This is a genomic window from Gordonia pseudamarae (genome assembly GCF_025273675.1).
In the GTDB taxonomy this organism is placed as follows: Bacteria; Actinomycetota; Actinomycetes; order Mycobacteriales; family Mycobacteriaceae; genus Gordonia; species Gordonia pseudamarae.
Map to the genome: position 1 here is coordinate 2305157 of NZ_CP045809.1, position 19124 is coordinate 2324280.

The following is a 19124-nucleotide window of genomic DNA, read 5'->3' on the forward strand; positions in this document are numbered from 1 at the left end:
ACCACCGGGCCCACCGCCCGACTGTTGCCCCGCCAGGCACCGCACATCGAAGAGGAATTTTGAGCGACACCGCGAAGAACTACGTTTCCCCACCAGTTGCTGTCATCGCCATGAGCGCGATCTACCCGGGGGAGACCGGCCTCGACGGCTACTGGCGGACTGTTTCCGGTGGCCGTGACGCCATCACCGAGGTGCCACCCACGCACTGGCTGATCGACGACTACTACGACGCCGACCCGTCGGTGCCGGACAAGACCTACTGCAAGCGCGGCGGCTTCATCGACCCGGTGCCGTTCGACCCGGTCAAGTTCGGTCTGCCGCCCGCATCGCTGCAGACGACGGATTCGGCGCAGATCCTGGCTCTGATCGCCGCCAAGCAGGTCCTGGACAAGGTGACCGGTGGTCGCGAGGACTTCGACCTCGACCGAACCGACATCATCCTCGGCGTGGCCTCCACCACCGAACTCGTCGTCCAGGCCGGCGCCCGGCTGCAGGGCCCGGTGTGGCGCAAGGCCATGCTGGAAAACGGCCTGTCCGAGGCCGAGGCCGAGGAGATCTCCGGCGATATCGCCGCGCACTACCCGCCGTGGGTGGAGAGCACCTTCCCCGGCCTGCTCGGCAACGTGGTCGCCGGACGTGTGGCCAACCGGCTCAACCTCGGCGGCTGCAACTTTGTGATCGATGCCGCGTGTGCGAGCTCCCTGGCGTCGCTGCAGTCGGCGCTGCACCGGCTGTACCTGCACGAGGCAGACACCGTCATCACCGGCGGCGTCGACGCCCTCAACGACGTGATGATGTACATGTGCTTCTCCAAGACGCCGGCCTTCTCCAAGACGGGCGATATCCGGCCGCTGTCGGACGGCGCCGACGGAACCCTCATCGGTGAGGGCGTGGGCATGGTCGCCCTCAAACGCCTCGACGACGCCGAACGCGACGGCGACGACATCTACCGCCGTCATCCGTGGCATCGGCTCCTCCTCGGACGGCCGTGCTTCCAGCGTGTACGCCCCGCGTTCGGAAGGGCAGGCCAAGGCGGTCCGCGCGGCCTACCGGCACGCCGGCTACGACCCCACGACCATCGGCCTGCTCGAAGCACACGGCACCGCCACCAAGGCGGGCGACGCCGCCGAGTTCGCTGGGCTCAAGTCGGTGTTCACCGATACCGACAATCGCATCGCAATCGGCTCGGTGAAGTCCCAGATCGGTCACACCAAGGCCGCGGCCGGTGCCGCTGGACTCATCAAAGCCGTTCTGGCGCTCCAGCATTCCACCCTTCCGGGAACCCTCAAAGTGGAGCGGCCCAACCCGGAGATGGGTATCGAGGAGACGCCGTTCTACATCAACAGCACGACCCGCCCGTGGGTGCGCACCGACGAGACCCCGCGCCGGGCGTCGGTCAGTTCGTTCGGCTTCGGTGGCACCAATTTCCACGTGACCCTGGAGCAGTACGAGGGTGCCAACCAGGCCCGCCGCCTGCGCACACTGCCCACCGAACTCGTCGTGCTCAGCGCCGCGAACGAGGCCGAACTGGCCACCCGCGTCGGCGAGATCGCCGAGCAGGTTCGCTCCGGTGAGGGCCTGGCCCGGATCGCTTTCGAATCGGCCCAGTCCTTCGATGCCTCCCAGGGTGCGCGTGCCGCACTGGTGGCCGCCGACACCGACGCACTGAGCGGCCTGGTGGACAAACTGCGCGCAGCACTGGCCGACGGCAAGGCCGCCGCCATCAAGGACCCCAACATCGCCGTGGGCTTCGGTGCCCCGCGCTCGGGCAAGACCGCCTTCCTGTTCCCCGGACAGGGCAGCCACTACATCGGCATGGGCGCCGACCTGGCACTGGACTTTCCCGAGGCCTTGGCCGTGTGGGACGGACTCAGCGGCGACCTGGCCGACCTGCACAACGCGGTCTTCCCCGAACCGGCCTTCGACGACGAGACCCGCGCGGTGCAGAACAACGCACTGACCGCGATGGAGACGGCCCAGCCGGCGATCGCGGCCATCAGCCTCGCCCAGCTCGCGCTGCTCGACGAACTCGGCGTCAAGGCCGACGCCGCCGCGGGCCACAGCTTCGGTGAGGTCACCGCGCTCGCCGCGGCCGGTGTGCTGCCCGCCGACCGACTGATGGAGACCGCACGCACCCGCGGCCTGCTGATGGCCGAGGCCGGTCGCGGTAAGGACGCCACGATGCTGGCTATCGTCGCGAGCGCCGACGAGGTGCGCACGCTCCTGGAGGCTCAGCCGAAGACCGACGGCACCCTGGTCATCGCCAACGACAACGGTCCTCGCCAGGTAGTCGTCGCCGGCCACATCGCCGAGATCGAGAACGTCGAGAAGGCCGCGGCCGGAGCCGGTCTGCGGACCAAGCGGCTCACGGTGGCGTCCGCCTTCCATTCGCCGATCGTGGCCGAGAGCTCGGCGCCGTTCGCCGAGTACCTGAACACGCTGCCGCTCGGCGAGTCCCATCTGACGGTGTACGCCAACGCCACCGCCGCGCCCTACGGCGACCAGCCGACCGCGCAGCTCGCCGATCAGGTCCGGCAGTCGGTGCGCTTCCGCGAGATGATCCAGGCGATGGCCGCGGACGGCGTCACCCGCTTCATCGAGGTCGGGCCCGGCCGGGTGCTCACCGGGCTGGTCAACCAGATCCTCGGTGACATCGAACATCTGGCCGTGGCACTGGACGATCCGAAGGTCGCGGACCTGCGTGGCTGGCACCGCGGCCTGGCCGTGCTCGCCGCCGACGGTGTGGGCCTGGATCTGGTCCGGCTCTACGACCACTACGAGGAGCCCGCGAAGTTCGTGCCGGCGCCCAAGTACGCGGTGATGGTCGGCGGTGCCAACGTCGGCAAGCCGTACCCGCCCGCCGACGGCAAGGTCGTCATCACCCCCAAGCGCAAGCGTCAGCCGCTCGCAGCGGCATCGGCCGCTGCCGAACCGGTGAAAGCCGTTGCCGCGCAATCTGTTCCGGTGGCACTAAAACCAGCTACGGCGGCTCCCGCGCCTGCCACCGCCCGGGTTGCCCCCACCCCGGCCACCCCCGCTCCCGTTGTCGCAGATCCGGCATCCCCGGCTCCGCGTCCCCAGACCGCCGCGCCCGCGACAGCAGAAAGATCGACTGTGACCTCTTCGTCCCAACCGTCCAGCGCACCCGCCGCCCGCGCCGCGGCCTCGTCCGCACCGGCCGGTGACGCACCGCTGTCGACCGACGCGTGGAGTCTGATCGACCGGATCCAGCGGGAAACGGCTGCTCAGCACGAGCGCTATCTCGATGTGGTGGCCGACAGCCACCAACAGTTCCTCGACATGTCGACCCGGATGCTCGCCGAGATCGTCGGTGACCCCGGTGTATCGCCCGCCGTGGTGACCCCGCGCCGTGAGGCATCGGTGCAGGCCCCGGCCACGCTGCCCGCACCGGCGCCGCAGCCGGCTCCCGCGGTGGCCCCGGTTGTCGCAGCCGCGCCGACTCTGGCGGCGGCACCTGTCGCCGCACCCGCACCCGTGGTGAAGCCGGTCGCTACCGCCGCGCCGGCCCCGGTTGCCGCACCCGCGCCCGCCGCGACTCCTGCTCCGGTCGCTGCCGCACCGGCTCCTGCTCCGGGCAAGTCGGCCAGCGACGTGGTTCTGGAGATCGTGTCGGAGAAGACCGGTTACCCCGCCGACATGTTGGGTCTGGAGATGGAGATGGAGGCCGAGCTCGGTATCGACTCCATCAAGCAAGTCGAAATCTTGTCTGCCCTGCAGGCGAAATACCCTGGCGCCCCGGAGATTCCGGGTTCTGAGCTGGCTTCGATGCGGACCTTGCAGGACGTGGTGAACTCGGTCGCCGGGTTTGCCGGTGGTGGCGGCGCGGCCGCCTCGGCGTCGCAGTCCGTCGCTGCATCGCAGACCCCGGCCGACGAGGTGCCTGTAGGTCTGAGCTGCACAGAAGCCCGTCTGCGCGTCGTCCCCCCGGCCGGGTTCGCCATGGCCGGCCTGCAGGACGGTGACGTCCTGATCACCCGTGAGGACCCGGCCTTCGCCGACGCCCTCGAACAGGTACTCATCTCCCAGGGTGTCAAGGCCCGCACCGTCGACGAGGTTCCCGAGGAAGCGGGCGCGGTCATCAGCCTCGCCGCACTCGGTGCCGTCCGCACCCCCGACGAATGCGTCGACATGCATGTGCGCGCCTTCCACGCCGCCCGCGCCGTCGCCAAGAGCAGCGCAACGTACCGGGTGCTGGTGACCATCCAGTCCACCGGCGCCACCTTCGCCGGCGGTGACGTCCCCACGGGCGTCGCGAGCCTGGTCAAGACCGCCGGGTGGGAATGGCCCAACGCCTCGATCCGGGCCATCGACATCGAAACCCTCGATCCGCAGCGGATCGCGGCCGAACTGCTCGCCGGTGGCAGCGGAGTGGAGGTTGCCCTGCGCGCCGACGGAACCCGACTGGTCGCGGTCGAGGAAGTCGACGCCACCGAGGTCGGCGAGACCGTAGCGGTCCCGGCCGACGGCGTGGTCGTGGTGACCGGCGGCGCGCGTGGCGTGACCGCACGCTCGGCACTGGCACTGGCCAAGCAGCACGGTCTGCGTCTGGCCCTGCTGGGCCGCACCCCGCTGCAACCGCAGTCGGCCGATGAACCGGCAGGCACCACCGCCGCCGAGATCGCGACGGCGCTGGCATCGTCGGCACGTGCGCGCGGCGAGTCGCTGAGCCTGCCGCAGGCCCGCGCGCAGGCCGAGAAGCTGCTGGCCACGCGGGAGGTCCGGGAAACCCTGACCACCGCGCAGCAACAGGGCACGGTCGCGCAGTACTTCGCCGCCGACACCACCGACCGGGACACGCTGCACGCCTCGCTCACCGAGGTGCGGCAGGCGCTCGGCCCGATCGTCGGGCTCGTGCACGGCGCCGGTGTGCTCGCCGACAAGCGTCTGGAAGACCTCGACGACGACAGCTTCCTGCGGGTGTTCCGCACCAAGCTGATCGGCGCCGAAACGCTGCTGGCCGCCACCTCCGGCGACGACCTGCGGTTCATCGCCCTGTTCTCGTCGATCGCGGCGCGTGCGGGCAACCCCGGACAGGCCGCGTACGCTTCGGCGAACGCCGCCCTCGATTCGATCGCCGCGCGTGAGTCGCGCCGCCGTGGCGACGGCTGTGTCGTGCGCGCCTTCGGCTGGGGACCGTGGGATGGTGGCATGGTCGATGCCACTCTCAAGAGCCGCTTCACCGAGGCCGGTGTCGGGGTCATCCCGCTCGGCGAGGGTTCGGAGTTCTTCGCCCGGCACGCACTCGGCAAGGCATCTGCCACCGCCGTCGTGGTCGCCGCCCCGTCCGCACCGCAGCTCCGCTCGACCAGCCTGTCCTGGGATATCTCGGTCGAGAACCTGCCGGCGCTCGCCGACCATCAGGTGCGCGGCAACGTTGTCGTGCCGGTGGTGATCGTTCTCGATGCGGTGCTGCGTGCCGTGCGTGGACTGTCGGCCTCCGATACTCCCGTCGTGCGCGACTTCCGCGTCCTGTCGGGTGTCACGTTCCCGGCGGGGGAGCAGCACACGCTGAGCATCGGACTCACCCCCGACGCCGCCGACTACATCGTCAGCGTCCGTGATGCCAGTGGTCGTGCCCGCTACACCGCGCGCGTCGAATCGGGTTCGGGTCAGGCGGTGGCGGTGGCCGCAGCCGGTGACGGGGCCTGGCCGTTCGGTGTTGCCGACGCCTACGCCGGTCCGCTGTTCCACGGTCCGTCGTTCCAGGTGATCGATCAGCTCACCGCCTACGGCGCCACCGGTGGTTCGGCCCTGCTCAAGGTAAAGGCCGAGGCCGGCTGGACCGGCGGCGAATGGGCGAGCGACCCGGCCGCCCTCGACGGTGCGTTGCAGCTGGGCATCCTGTGGGCGACGGCCCAGGGACTGCCGCTGGTGCTCCCCGTCGGCATCGGGCGTGCGGTGTTCACCGCAGACTTCCCGGCGTCGGGTCAGGTGCAGTGCCGGTTCGCCGCAACCCCGAACGGGGACAAGCGCGTCGACTTCGACATCGTCCTCGAAAGCACCGACGGCACGCAGCTCGCCGCGCTCGAAGGTGTGGAGTTCTATGTCGCCGGTAACGCAGAGGGTGCGAGCGCGGCGACGGGGAATCTCGCGTGAGCAATGCGCCTATCGCCGCCACCCCGATCGCGATAGTCGGCCGTAGTTGCCTGCTGCCCGGCGCCCCGACACCGCAGGACCTGTTCGAGGCGACCCTGGCAGGCCGCAGCCTGCTCACGCCCACCCCACGCGATCACTGGCGCGGGGTGGACCCGGCGGCGCTGGCCGCCTCGGACAAGTCGGGTTTGCGGGTCGCATCGGCAACCGGCGGCAATGTCGCCGACACGTTGCTGGATCTGAGCGACTTCGCCGCGCTGATTCCCGATTTTGATCGGCTCGACCCGCTGGTGGGGTGGCTGGGGCACTGTGCGCGCCAGGCCCTGCCCGGGCAGGAGACCGTGCCGCGCACCGGCCTGATCGTCGGAAATCTGTCATACCCGTCGACGCTGAACACCGCCTTCGTCGAAAGCGTGTGGTCCGGTGCCGACGATGTGGACCCGCGCAACCGGTTCTCGTCCGGGCTGCCGGTGCACCTGGTTGCCGGGGCTCTCGGGATCGACGGCCCCGCGTACGCCCTCGACGCGGCATGCGCGTCGTCGCTATACGCCATCAAGCTGGCCTGTGACGCCCTTCGCGACGGCGAGGCCGACCTCATGCTGACCGGCGGCGTCAACGGCGCCGACGATCTGTTCCTGCATCTGGGTTTCACCTCGCTGCGCGCGCTGAGCCCGTCGGGCCGGTCGCGGCCGTTCCACGCCGAAGCCGACGGCCTGGTGCCGTCGGCCGGTGCGGCGCTGGTGGCGCTCAAACGCCTCGCCGATGCCGAACGCGACGGCGACCACATCCTCGGAGTGATCCGGGGCGTCGGATTGTCCAACGACGGCAGGCAGAGCGGAATCCTGGCGCCGGCCGCGTCCGGGCAGACCGCCGCCATGCGGGACGCGCTCGCCCAGGCCGGGCTCACCCCGGCGGACGTGGACTATGTGGACTGCCACGCCACCGGCACCGTCCTCGGTGACGCCACCGAACTGGAGAGCCTGCGCGAAGCCTACGGTGACGCGCCGCTCAAACTTGGTGCGCTCAAAGGCAATCTGGGGCACACGATCACCGTCTCGGGTGCCGCGAGCCTGGTCAACGTGCTCTCGGCGATGGAGGCGGGCACCCTGCCGCCCTCGCTGTGCGACACCCAGACCCCGGCGCTGGCCGACACCCCGTTCACCTTGGTCACCGAACCCACCCGGTGGGACGGCGCGGTCAAGACGGCTGCGGTCAGCAACTTCGGGTTCGGCGGCAACAACGCCCACCTGATCGTCCAGAACTATGTTCCGGCCGAACACCGGGCACCGGCGGTGCCGCCGGCGCCTCCCGCCGGTGACATCGTTATCTGCGGATTGGGTGCGGTCACCGGTGACACCGCCGATGCCGACGACTTCCGGCGCCGGGCCCTCGGCGCCGAGGCGGAGCCGTCGGCACTCGACCAGGTGCAGCTGGAGTTGGTCGGTCTCGGCTTTCCGCCCAGCGAACTCAAGGGCAGCCTGGCCCAGCAGACCACCGTGCTCGCCGCCTCCGCGCAGGCCTTGCGCGAGATCAGCACCGAAGGCGACCGCACCGGCGTGGTCATCGGCATGGGATGCGACGCGATGATCGGCCGGCAGCGTCTGCGGGTGCTGCACGCCGACGACGACGCGTGGCTGACCGCCAACGCCGCGTCGGCGCCGCAGCTCACCGCCGATGGTGTGGTCGGCACCATGCCCAACATCCCGGCCAACCGGATTCACGCCCAACGTGACTTCCGCGGTTTCGGTTTCACCGTGTCCAGCGAGGAACTGTCCGGGATCACCGCGCTGAAGGTCGCCGCCCGCGCGCTGCGCAGTGGTGAACTCGACACCGTCGTCGCCGGTGCCGTCGACCTGTGCCGCGAACCCGCCCATGAGCGGGCCGCCGATGCGGTCACCGGCGCGGCGGGACAGCACGGCGATGCCGCGGTCGTGTTCGTGCTCAAACGACGGGCAGACGCAGTGGCCGCGGGGGAGCCGATCCTGGCAGTCCTCGAGACCGATACCCCCGACACCGATACCCCCGGCGCCGAAACCCGGGATGCCGAAACCCGGGATGCCGAAACCCGGGATGCCGAATCGGCGGCGTTCGCCCACGACGGATTCACCCAAGCCCGGTTCGGACGCACCCACGCCGCGTCCGCGGCCGTCGAGATCGCCGCACAGGTGATGGCGCTCGGCTCGCGGGTGCGGGTGGAGGCCAGCGGCGCACAGCCCGCGCCGGGGCGGGACTCGGCGCAGGTGCGGGTCGCCGCGCTCGGCGGCCGCACCGACAGCATCGGTGTGCGCGTCGACGTCGACGCACCGGCACCGCTCGCGCGTGGACCGCTGCCGATCTCCGAGCGGTACGCCGCCGCGAGTCGGGCAGAACTGCTCGAGGCGTTGCGGCGGGCAGAGCCCGGTGGCGATGGGCCGGTGCGCTGCGCCGTCGTCGCCGACAACCCGGACACCCTCGCGGTGCTGCGCCGTGGGGCCGCCGACCAGCTGGCCCGGGGCGACGCCCCGGCAGGTCCCGGCATCCTGTTCGCCGAAGCACCCATCAGCGGCGAGATCGGTTTCGCCTTCACCGGTGCGGCCGCGGCCTATCCCGGTGCGGGCCGCGAGATGTTGCTGGCCTGGCCGGAGGTGGCCGAGGCGCTTGCCCATCGGTTCCCGGGCGGTGCCGACCTGGTTCCGCAGCTGCACGGCGACGACATCACCGGTCTGGACGCGTACTTCCAGCTGACCGGCTGCGCCGTCGTGTGCCAGACCCAGGCCGAGTTCTCCCGGACCGTGCTGGGGCTGCAACCGTCCGCCGCCATCGGTCTGTCCTCCGGTGAGACCAACTCGCTGATGGCGTTCGGGGTGTGGCGTGATCTGCAGCCGATGCTGGCCGAGATCGTCGAGTCGGGCATGTACGGCCAGCAGATCACCGGTGAGTGCCGGATCGCGGGAGAGGCATGGGGCAACGGCAGCACCCCCACCGACTGGGAGTGCTGGCGGATCAGTGCTCCGCGCGAGCAGATCGACGCCGCGCTCGCGGCCGAACCGCGCGCCTACATGACCATCGTGCAGGCGCCCGATGACTGCGTGATCGGCGGTGACCCGCAGGCCTGCAAGCGGGTGATCGAGGCGCTCGGCAACCCGCCCAACATGTACCTCGGTCTGGACATGGTGATCCACTGCGAGGCGATGACACCGTTCACCGACGTGTGGCACCGCATCCACTCGCGGGAGACGTTCGAGGCGCCGGGTATCCGGTTCTACAGCAACGGCCACGCCGGCGCGTACACCCCGACACGGGAGGCCGCCGCCGACGCCATCACCCGTCAGGCCCTCGAACCGATCGATTTCCCCGCGACCGTCCGGCAGGCCTACGACGACGGTGTCCGGGTGTTCATCGAACACGGCCCGCGCGGCACCCTGACCGCCGCGATCACCAAGATCCTGGGCGACCGGCCACATCTGGCGGTCGCGCTGGACGCGCAGGAACGACGCGGATTGCGTGCCCTGGCCGAAGCGGTGTCCAAACTGTGGGTGCACGGGGTCCCGGTGGCGCTGGAGGGTTTCGACAACCGCATCGCGGTGTTGCGCGACCAGCAGGACACCGATGCCGCGGCAGGCGCCCGCACCTTGAGCTTCGCCGGTCACTGGCCCGACATCGTCGACGGCGCGGCACCGAGCGCGGCACCCGCCCAGCGTCCGGCCACAGTGCCCGCCCGATCTTCGGTGGCACCGCCGCAGCACACCGCCATCAAGACGAAAGTGCTTGAACCAGTGACTGTTTCCCCAGCAACAGTTTTGTCAGCGCAGAATGAGAGTGCCCCGATGTCAGCACCCGACGCCGTCGGCGTTTCCGCCGTCGCCGCCGATACCACGCCCGCACAACATATGGCGCCGGCGCCGTCGTATCCGCCGGCGGTCACGTTGCCGCAGACCGTGGTCACCCAGACCGAGTACGTGAGTGTGCCCGGTGCCGCCGGTGCTCCGGCCGCCCCCGCGGCGGCCGTCGGCGATCAGACCGCGGCAGCCCTGGGCGTCGTCGAAGCGGTGAGCGGTGCGCAGAGCGCATTCGTCGAGCGGCAGGCGCAGGCGCATGCGGCGTTCCTGGAGACCCGTGCGGCGATGCTGGCGATGGTGGCCCGCCGCCGGGGCGAACTGCCCGGCCGGATCGTCGCCGGTGCGGTCGCCCCATCACCTGTGGTCACCGCACCTGCCGTCACCGCGCCCGCGCTGAACACCGCCGTCAGTGCACCCGCCCCCCAGGCGGTTCCGGCCCCCCAGTCGGTTCCGGCATCCCAGGCAGCTCCGGCGCCGGCTTCTCCCGCGCCAGCTGTCAAGGCACCTGCACCGCAGGCTCCGGCCGCACCCGCCCCGGCGGCGCCGGCTCCCGCCGCACCCGAGAAGGTACTGTTCACCCGCGCCCAGCTCGAAGTGCTTGCCGGCGGCAACATTTCGGAGGTCTTCGGCCCCGAGTTCGCCGAATACGACCAGTACGAGCGGCTCGTGCGGATGCCCGAACCGCCGCTGCTGTTCGCCGACCGCGTGATCAGCATCGACGGCGAACCGGGCACCATGAAGACCGGCACCATCGTCACCGAAACCGACGTCGACCCCGACGCCTGGTACATGCACAACGGACGCATGTCACCGGGTGTGGTCATCGAGTCGGGGCAGGCCGACCTGCTGCTCGCCTCGTGGCTCGGTGCCGACTTCACCAACCGCAGCGAACGCGTCTACCGGCTGCTGGGTTGCGATCTGACGTTCATGGGTGAACTGCCCAAGGGCGGGGAGACCCTGCACTACGTGATCCACATCGACGGTCACGCCAAGACCGGCGACACCCGGCTGTTCTTCTTCCATTACGACTGCTACATCGGTGACCGGCTGATGATCTCGGTCCGTAACGGTCAGGCCGGGTTCTTCTCCGACGCCGAGCTCGCCGACTCCGACGGTGTGCTGTGGGATGCCGCCGACGACGCCCCCCGCGAAGGGGCCCGCCGCGACACGCCGCCGCAGGTCACCACCAAGCGGTCGTTCTCCGCGGACGAGCTGACGGCCTACGTCGAGGGCCACGCCTACACCTGTTTCGGTGAGGGTTTCGAGCGGGCCGCCGCGCATTCGCGTACCCCGTCGCTGCCCAAGGGCCCGCTGCGGTTGTTCGATGAGATCGCAGAGTTCGATCCCGAGGGCGGCCCGTGGGGCCGTGGCTACCTGCGTGCCCGTGCGCACGTGCCGGCCGACTCGTGGTTCTACAACGGTCATTTCAAGAACGACCCGTGCATGCCGGGCACGCTGATGGCCGACGCCGCCACCCAGGCGCTCTCGTTCGCGATGGCCGCCTACGGTTTCACCATCGAGCACGACGGTTGGCGGTTCGAGCCGGTGCCCGACGAGATGAGCCGGTTCGTGTGCCGCGGTCAGGTGATCCCCGACGCCGATCACACCCTCGACTACGAGGTGTTCATCGAGGAGATCGTCGACGGACCCATCCCGACGGTGTACGCGGCGCTGCTGTGCCGCAGCGACGGTTTCAAGGTGTTCCATGCCCGGCGCTTCGGTATCCGGCTGGTCCCGGACTGGCCGATGCCGCCCGGCGCACCCGGCCCGGTGCACATCCTGGAAGGCACCACCGACGTGCGCGGTGACTACGGTGCGCTGCTCGCCTGCGGTCGCGGTATGCCCTCGGATGCGTTCGGCGAACTGTACAAGCCGTTCGACGGCACCCGTCGGGCGCCGCGCCTGCCGGATGAGCCGTACCACTTCGTCTCGCGCATCATCAGCGTCGACAGCCCGCCCGGGGTGCCCACCAAGGGCGGTACCTGCATCGCCGAATACGATGTGCCCGCCGATGCCTGGTACCTGGCCGACACCCATTCGGACGCGGTGCCGCTGTCGGTGCTGATCGAGATCCTGCTGCAGCCGTGTGGCTGGCTCTCCTCGTACAACGGGTTCGCCGCCAATCGTCCCGACGATGTGTTGTTCCGCAACCTCGACGGCAAGAACATCACTCAGCTGCGTCCGGCGAAGGTCGGCACCTTGCGGGTGTCGACGACGATGGAACGCTTCGCCGAGGGCGGCGGGTCGACGATCTGCTTCTTCGACGTCGTCTGCACCCAGAACGACGAAGTGGTCATGACGATGAACACCGCGTTCGGATTCTTCAAGCCGGAGGCGATGGAGAACCAGGTGGGTCTGAAGTCGCCGCAGTTCACCCTCGACGGGCTGAACGCGGAGGCCCCGGTGAACGTCGAGTATCTCGGCCCGGAGCTGTCCGGTGCGCCGTACCTGCATCAGGGCCGGTTGCAGGTTCTCGATCGCGTCAAGTTCTGGCCGGGTGCCGGTGAGGCCGGTCTGGGCCGCGCCGTCGCCATCTACGACGTGCATCCGGAGGCGTGGTTCTTCAAGGCGCACTTCTTCCAGGATCCGGTGCAGCCCGGCTCGCTGGGCCTGGAGGCGATGCAGCAGTGTGCCCGTGCCGCGGCCCGGCTCGCCGGTGTCGCCGACGGTGCCACGCACTTCGAGCAGGTCGCCCACGACCAGTCCTTCGACTGGAGTTTCCGCGGCCAGGTCACCCCGCTGGCCAAGCTGGCCCGCTCGGCCGTGGAAATCCTGTCGGTGGACACCGACGAACGCGGCACCCTCGTCGTGTTCAACGGCACCTTCTGGGTCGACGACCTGTGCATCTACGAAACCAAGAAGATGGGCGTCCGCGCCGTCCGCGCCTGAGCGCTACCCATAGACGAATCCACCCCGCCTCCCGGCGGGGTGGATTTGTTTGATCACTGATGTAGCCACGCCCACGCACGACAGAACCCGATCCCCGGGCGGTCTCCCGCAGGGCCGATCTCCTCGAACGCCTTGGCTGTGTCAGTCAGGTGCGCGGCAACCGACTCGTCACGCACATGGGTGTCGATGATGGCATCGATATCACGGTCGGCGACCGCCAGGCGCTGGTCGTTGTAGCGGAGGAGGAATCTGGTGTGTTGGTCGGGCACCTGCCACGACTCGGCTCCGGCCGGTACGCGGCCCAGCGACCCGCGAATCGCGTCGAGCTCGGTGCGGTACCCGGTAAGGCCACGGTCACCGAGCGCGGGCAGATAGGCGACCGGGTCGATGGTGAAGAAGTCGCAGTCATTCCGGAATTGGAAATCAATCATCAATTTGACCAACCGTGACGGCTGAACCTGTGCTGCTGCAGCGGCTTAGGGGAGGACCTGCTCGGCCAACGTCAATGTCGTACGTCGAGCCGAGTCGGACCGGTCGGCTGAGTAACCGTACTCGCGTTCGACCGTCGCGATCCGCACCTGATACTGCGCGTACCACTCCTCACGGCCACGCTTCTGGACGACCCGATGGTCGACGACACGTTTCCAGGCATGCGCGGCCTCGGGAGATGCCCAGTACGAGACGGTGATTCCGACGTCCTCGCGTGCGGACTCGACTCCGAGGTATCCGGGCTGCTGCGCGGCAAGCCGGTCCATCGCCTCGGAGGCGGCCGCGTAACCGTTGTCGCCGTCGGTGCGGATCGAAGTGAAGATCACCGCCGTGTACGGCGGGTCCGGCGTCGATGCGATGCTCACCGCAATCATTGTGCCGTGAGCAACCGTGTCGGGCGGATACCGCCTCGGCGGTGACCCTCACCCGGCCGCAGAGGTCGATGCAGGTAGGTCAGACGACCGGTGCCGGGGGCATCGCGACGATCTGCCCCGAATAGCTCAGCCCGGCACCGTAACCGAGCAGCAGCGCGGTGTCGCCGGGCTTGGCGCGGCCGGACTTGAGCAGCTCGTACATGGCGAGTGGGATCGATGCGGCGGCGGTGTTGCCGGTGTATTCGATGTCGTCGGCGACGGGCACACCCTCGCGCAGTTTGAGGTTGCGGGCCAGCAGTTCGTTGATGCGGGCGTTGGCCTGGTGAGGGACGAAGACGTCGATGTCCTCGGCGGTGAGGCCGGTGACCTCCAGGGTGCGCCGGGCCACCTTGCCCATCTCGAAGGCAGCCCAGCGGAACACTGCGGTACCGTTCATCCGCATGTACGGGCGGTCGGTGTGGCTGGCGCCGAGCAGGTAGTCCTTCCAGTCCATCGACTGCTGGATCAGCTCGCTCTGCGAACCTTCGCTTCCCCACACCACCGGGCCCATCTGCCGGGTGGGGGTGGGGCCGACGACGACCGCACCGGCACCGTCGCCGAAGATGAACGCGTTGCCCTGGTCCGTCATGTCCAGTGACATCGAGATCTCCTCGGCACCGATGATGAGAACACGGGTGGCGCTGCCCGCCCGGATCATGTCCTGGGCGACCGACATCGCATAGCCGAAACCGGCACAACCGACACTCAGGTCCATGGCGGGAACACCGTTGGCGCCCACCGCGGTGGCCACCGGCGGCGCGGCCGACGGGATGCAGCGGCCGTGGGTGCTGGTGGCCAGGATGAGTGCGTCGACGTCGGCACCGGTCAGGCCCGAGTTGGCCAGCGCGGCCCGGCCCGCCGCCACGGACATGGTGGTGATGTTCTCGTCGCGGCCGCAGAACCTGCGGGTCTTGATCCCGGTGCGGGTGTAGATCCACTCGCTGTCCACATCGATGTTCGCGCAGATCTCGTCGTTGGTGACCAGCCGTTGGGGCCGGTACGCGCCGATGCCGAGGATGCCGATGTTGCTGGTGCCGGTTGGCGTCGCGAACGTGACCATGGCGGTGAGTTGTCCTTTGCTGCCGACGAGATGTCGCTCGATATGCGACCGATGTCTTGCAGCTGAACCTAGTAGATGGCCCTAGGGCCGCCACCGGCAGGTTGCCTACAAGCACCATCGATCAGACGTCGCCGGATAGTCCGTAGGGATCGGTCGGACGCAGAGGTACTGATGGGTCACACTGGAATCGTGATGCGCGGATACTCTCGGTTTCTCGTTATCGTCGTGATGATCGCTGGTGCCTTGCTCGCGATGGCTCGGGTCGTACCCGATGGTGAAGCAGCGCCGACCCTAGCAGTCGGATCGTCCGCCTATTCGATGAGTTTCGGCGGCCAGGACCGTCACTACCGGGTGTATCGTCCGGCGACGATCGCAGCCCGTGCGCCGCTGGTGGTCGTACTGCACGGCGGAGCCGGATCCGCACGTCAGGCCGAACGCGACTACGGCTGGAACCGCCAGGCTCAAGCCGGTCGGTTCATCGTCGCCTATCCCGATGCGGTGCGCAGGTCGTGGAATGCGGGAACGTGTTGTGGCCCGGCCGCGTCGGCGAGGCTGGACGATGTGGGGTTTGTTGAGGCGGTGGTGCGTCAGGTCGCCCGTCGCGCCCCGATCGACCCCCGCCGGGTATACGTGACCGGAATGTCCAACGGGGCCATGCTGGCACTGCGGATAGCGTGTGAAGCAAGCACATTTGCCGCGGTCGCACCGGTGGCCGGAACTCTGGTAACGGCGTGCCCGGCCCCGCGACGGCTCTCGCTCCTGCAGATCCATGGGACCGCCGATCCGCGGGTGCCGTACGGGGGTGGTCCCGGGCAGGGGCGCCGCATCGATGGGGATGCGCGTGTCGACGGACCGGCGGTCCCCGTGATCAACGCGAGGTTCCGGGCGGCCAACACCTGCGCACCGCCACGTCGCACGGTGGCCGGGGTGGTCACCACGTTGGGCGCACAATGCCCCGGTGGCCGTGAGGTGCGGCTGGTGAGTATCGACGGTGGCCGACATGTCTGGCCGACGTCGAGCTACGACGCCACGGCCATGATCTGGCAGTTCTTTGCCGCCAATCCACGCTGACGTCCTCGTCGGCCGCATCTGAACATCTGCCCGACGGGAACGACGATCGGTGCCGCGGTGACCGGTGTCGCGGGTGTTGGGTGTTGCCGGTGAGAGCACTCCGGCTCAGGACGGTGTTGCCGCCGGATCGTCCGTCCGGCCGGATGCGCCGGTGCGCGGCAGGATCAACCAGGCGGCCACAGAGCCGGCAACCAGGAACAGCGCGCCGATTCCCAGACCGGCCCGTAATCCGGTTGCGACGTCGGTGTATTGGGCGGCAATCGTGACGAGCACAGCAAGGCCGATGGTGCCGCCGAGCTGGCGTGAACTGTTCAGCACACCGGAGGCGACACCGGCGTCGGAGGGGTCGACACCGCTGGTCCCGGCCACACCGACCAGCATCATCGACCCGCCGATACCCGTGGCGGCGACCATCGACGGCAGGAAGATCCCCAGCCAGAAGTCGAAGTCATCCGGGAGACGCGCGAACAACGCCAGTCCGAGCGCGCCGACCAGTCCGAGCACGGTGATCGTGTTGCGTGGTCCGAACACCTTCACCACCTTGGTCGCGATGGCGATGCCGAGGACCACGAAGAAGCAGAACGGCAGGAACAACACGCCCGCGAGGTCGGGGTCGGTGCCCCACACGGTCTGCACATAGAGCGAACAGAAGTAGAACGCCGCCAGTTGCCCGGCGGCCAACATGAAGCCGAACACGTTGGCACCCAGGATACTTCGGGTGGCCAGTACCCGGATCGGCATCATCGGGTGGTCGCCGCGCCACTCGGTGAACCCGAATCCGGTCAACAGGATCAGGGCCGCGCCGAAGCCGACCAGGGTATGGGCCGAGCCCCAACCGTGGTCGCCGGCCGCGGTCACGGCGTAGACGAGCACTGCCAGACCACCGGTCACCAGAATGCCACCGAGGAGGTCGATCCGCCCGTGTCCGCGTTCGCCGTCATGCACGCTCACCACTGCGGTGACCAGCGCGATCAGCACTATGGGAACGTTCACGAGCATCACCGCCCGCCAGTCGAACCAGTCGGTGAGCAGGCCGCTGGCCACCACCCCGACCGCACCGCCCGCGGCGCCGGCACCGCCCCACACACCCATCGCCCTGGCACGCGAACGGTCGTCGGCAATGGTGGCGACGAGGGCGAGGGCGGCGGGTGCGAGCAGCGCACCGGCCAGGCCCTGTGCCACCCGGGCGGCGATCAACAGTGCCGGACCCGTGGCGAGGCCACCGGCGATGCTGGCGACGGCGAAGCCGGTCAGACCGGTCAGGATGATCCGGCGTCGGCCCCACAGGTCACCGAGACGTCCGCCGACCAGCAGGAACCCGGCGAAGCTGAGAAGGTAGGCGCTCACCACCCATTGCAGGCCGCTCTCGCTGAAGCCGAGATCGGTGCGGATGTCGGGGAGGGCGATATTGACCAGCGACATATCGAGCGCTACCAGGAACTGCAGGATGAATACCGTCGCGATCAGCATCCCGGTCGACCGTTGGGAGGGGCCCGATGGTGGGGCGGTATCGGCGGGGTGGGTGGGTTGCGGCATTGGCCAGGTGTCCTCACGGTCAACGATTACGTGCGCCAGAAGTTCGTACGCGCCAGAAGTTCGTACGCGTACGAACGTACGCCGACGCGCGTGACTTGTGAAGGGGCGAAACCGGGCACGCCGTCGATTCATCGGTCAAGATGGACAGGTGACCAACTCCGCTTCGCTGAACCGGACTCGCATCGTCGACGCCGCGGTGAGTCTGCTCGAACACGAGGGTGCCGCGGGGCTGAGCATGCGCCGACTCGCCGAGGTGCTCGATTCCAAACCGATGACGCTCTACCACTACGTCCCCAACAAGTCGACACTGCTTGCCCTGGCGATGTCGGAGGTCGCGGCGCGGATGGATTTCCTCGACCCGCAGGGCCCCCCGCGGGAACGGATGATCGCCGTCGCGATGGACATGTACGAACGGCTCTCCGAGGTCCCGTGGATCGTCGACATCCTGCGCCAGGGCACGGTCACCGGTATTCCGGCACTCGCCATTGTCGATCGGTTCTTCACCGCGGCCGCTGAACTCGGCGCCGACGACCAGACGTGCCTGGACCTGTGGCGGGCCGTCTGGTACCTGGTGATCGCACAGATCAACTGGGACGGGGTGGTCGCAGCCCGTCGCGGCGGCGAACGGTCCTGGTACCAGGACGTCGACCCGGCGGATGTGGCGACTATGCCGCGGGTGGCGGCGATGCTGCCTCGCTGGGGTGACCTGGCGGCGGGCTTCGAGCTGAGCAAGGCCGTCGCAGCTCAGATCGACGGAACGTTCACCTCCCGATGAGCTCGGCCCGCGCCGAACCCGGCCCGCGCCGAACCCGGCCCCGACGATTTCGCCGACGCGGCGGTGCGCCGTATTGCGACGATGACCGTGGGCGGCCATGCTTGCCGGCATGAGCACCAGCGAAGACTCCGGCGGCGGCATCCTCGACGCGTCGTTCGGCAAACTCCGGCTGCCGTTCGGCGCACGTGATCCCGATCGGCTTGTGCTCGCGTGCTCTGATTCCGTTGCGCGGGCGGTCACCGGCCACTGGTGCCACGCCGCTAGGCGCACACACCGGGAGCGGCGACCTCACCATCGTCGAACCCGACAGCGAGGACGTGGTGCGCCGCTGTGCCGGTCGCGGCGGTGACCGCTGTGGTCAGGTGAACCGGAAGCGGGTGCAGTCGTCGGGGAACCTCGACCACGCCATCACGCGGTGCGGGGTGATCGCGCGCAGACCACCACCGTCGGTGGGGGACTCCCAGGAGTCCGGGCCGGGCCGATAGTCGAGGTCGTGATATTTGCCGAAGGCCGTCGCCAGGCGCTGCCCGAATCCGTCTGCGAGTGCGCGCACCGCGATCGAGGTGCCCTCGACGATCACCACGTCGGTGCCGCTCTCCAGCGTGAGGGTGCACGCCGGATTGGCCTCCACGTTGCGGGTGTGCACGGTGGTGGGGGCGCCGTCGTAGAAAAAGCGATCGTCGAGCCATACACCCCATCGGGGGACGGTGTGCGGGGTGCCGTCCGGCCGAACCGAACCCAGCCAGTAGTGCGTGGCGGCGGCGAGTTTGCCCAGCACCGTCGCCCAGTCCAGGACGATGGTGGCGTTCTCGACTCCGTAGCCTTCGGGCATCGTCGGCCGGTCGATGCCCGCCCGGGTGAGCGGCGCCAGCGCGGCGGCGTCGGGGAGCGGATTGTCGGGGGTGGCCGAACGCAGGTTCATGGCCGGACAGTATGCACCAGGGGTGTGACAATCGGCC

Annotated in this window: 9 protein-coding genes and 2 pseudogenes; 6 read left to right on the forward strand and 5 right to left on the reverse strand. The window is 69.1% G+C overall.

The annotated features are described in order from the left end of the window. Positions 1 to 59 precede the first annotated feature (59 nt). The 4 genes and pseudogenes from GII31_RS10185 to GII31_RS10195 all read left to right on the forward strand — a co-directional run. Positions 60 to 914, forward strand: a pseudogene (locus tag GII31_RS10185) (beta-ketoacyl synthase N-terminal-like domain-containing protein); the annotation flags it as partial. Positions 915 to 999: 85 nt separating this feature from the next. Further along, positions 1000 to 1233, forward strand: a pseudogene (locus tag GII31_RS22595) (hypothetical protein); the annotation flags it as partial. A 57-nt stretch (positions 1234 to 1290) separates the two neighbouring features. Then, complete coding sequence (locus GII31_RS10190; protein WP_260840415.1) at positions 1291 to 6117, forward strand: SDR family NAD(P)-dependent oxidoreductase; 4827 nt, start codon at positions 1291 to 1293, stop codon at positions 6115 to 6117. Continuing rightward, complete coding sequence (locus GII31_RS10195) at positions 6114 to 12821, forward strand: beta-ketoacyl synthase N-terminal-like domain-containing protein (protein WP_260840416.1); 6708 nt, start codon at positions 6114 to 6116, stop codon at positions 12819 to 12821. The genes GII31_RS10190 and GII31_RS10195 overlap by 4 nt, the downstream gene beginning before the upstream one ends. Positions 12822 to 12874: 53 nt before the next feature. Here GII31_RS10195 and GII31_RS10200 read toward each other — a convergent pair whose 3' ends face one another. The 3 genes from GII31_RS10200 to GII31_RS10210 all read right to left on the reverse strand — a co-directional run bounded on the left by GII31_RS10200 (position 12875) and on the right by GII31_RS10210 (position 14783). Further along, positions 12875 to 13252, reverse strand: a complete 378-nt coding sequence (locus tag GII31_RS10200; RefSeq protein ID WP_213249182.1) for a hypothetical protein — start codon at positions 13250 to 13252, stop codon at positions 12875 to 12877. A 45-nt stretch (positions 13253 to 13297) separates the two neighbouring features. Further along, positions 13298 to 13675, reverse strand: coding sequence for an antibiotic biosynthesis monooxygenase family protein (locus GII31_RS10205; RefSeq protein WP_213249184.1), 378 nt, complete (start codon positions 13673 to 13675; stop codon positions 13298 to 13300). 88 nt (positions 13676 to 13763) lie between these two features. After that, entirely contained in the window at positions 13764 to 14783 is a 1020-nt protein-coding gene (locus GII31_RS10210; protein ID WP_213249186.1) for a beta-ketoacyl-ACP synthase III, read from the reverse strand. Between the two features lie 192 nt (positions 14784 to 14975). Here GII31_RS10210 and GII31_RS10215 point away from each other — a divergent pair, with 192 nt between their 5' ends. After that, a complete protein-coding gene (locus GII31_RS10215) occupies positions 14976 to 15854 on the forward strand; it encodes an extracellular catalytic domain type 1 short-chain-length polyhydroxyalkanoate depolymerase (protein ID WP_213249188.1) in 879 nt (292 codons plus the stop codon). Positions 15855 to 15959: 105 nt separating this feature from the next. On the opposite strand, the gene GII31_RS10220 is transcribed toward GII31_RS10215, so the two are convergent. Then, positions 15960 to 17324 (reverse strand): MFS transporter, encoded by a 1365-nt coding sequence (locus tag GII31_RS10220; protein WP_246222206.1) that lies wholly within the window; start codon positions 17322 to 17324, stop codon positions 15960 to 15962. 214 nt (positions 17325 to 17538) lie between these two features. On the opposite strand from GII31_RS10220, the gene GII31_RS10225 reads away from it, so the two are divergent. Continuing rightward, positions 17539 to 18165: a TetR/AcrR family transcriptional regulator gene (locus tag GII31_RS10225; protein ID WP_213249192.1), complete on the forward strand. Its 627-nt coding sequence runs from the start codon at positions 17539 to 17541 to the stop codon at positions 18163 to 18165. A 358-nt stretch (positions 18166 to 18523) separates the two neighbouring features. Here GII31_RS10225 and GII31_RS10230 read toward each other — a convergent pair whose 3' ends face one another. Next, the gene (locus tag GII31_RS10230) at positions 18524 to 19087 is read right to left on the reverse strand and encodes a pyridoxamine 5'-phosphate oxidase family protein (protein WP_213249194.1); all 564 of its coding nucleotides are present in this window, start codon (positions 19085 to 19087) and stop codon (positions 18524 to 18526) included. Positions 19088 to 19124: the final 37 nt, after the last annotated feature.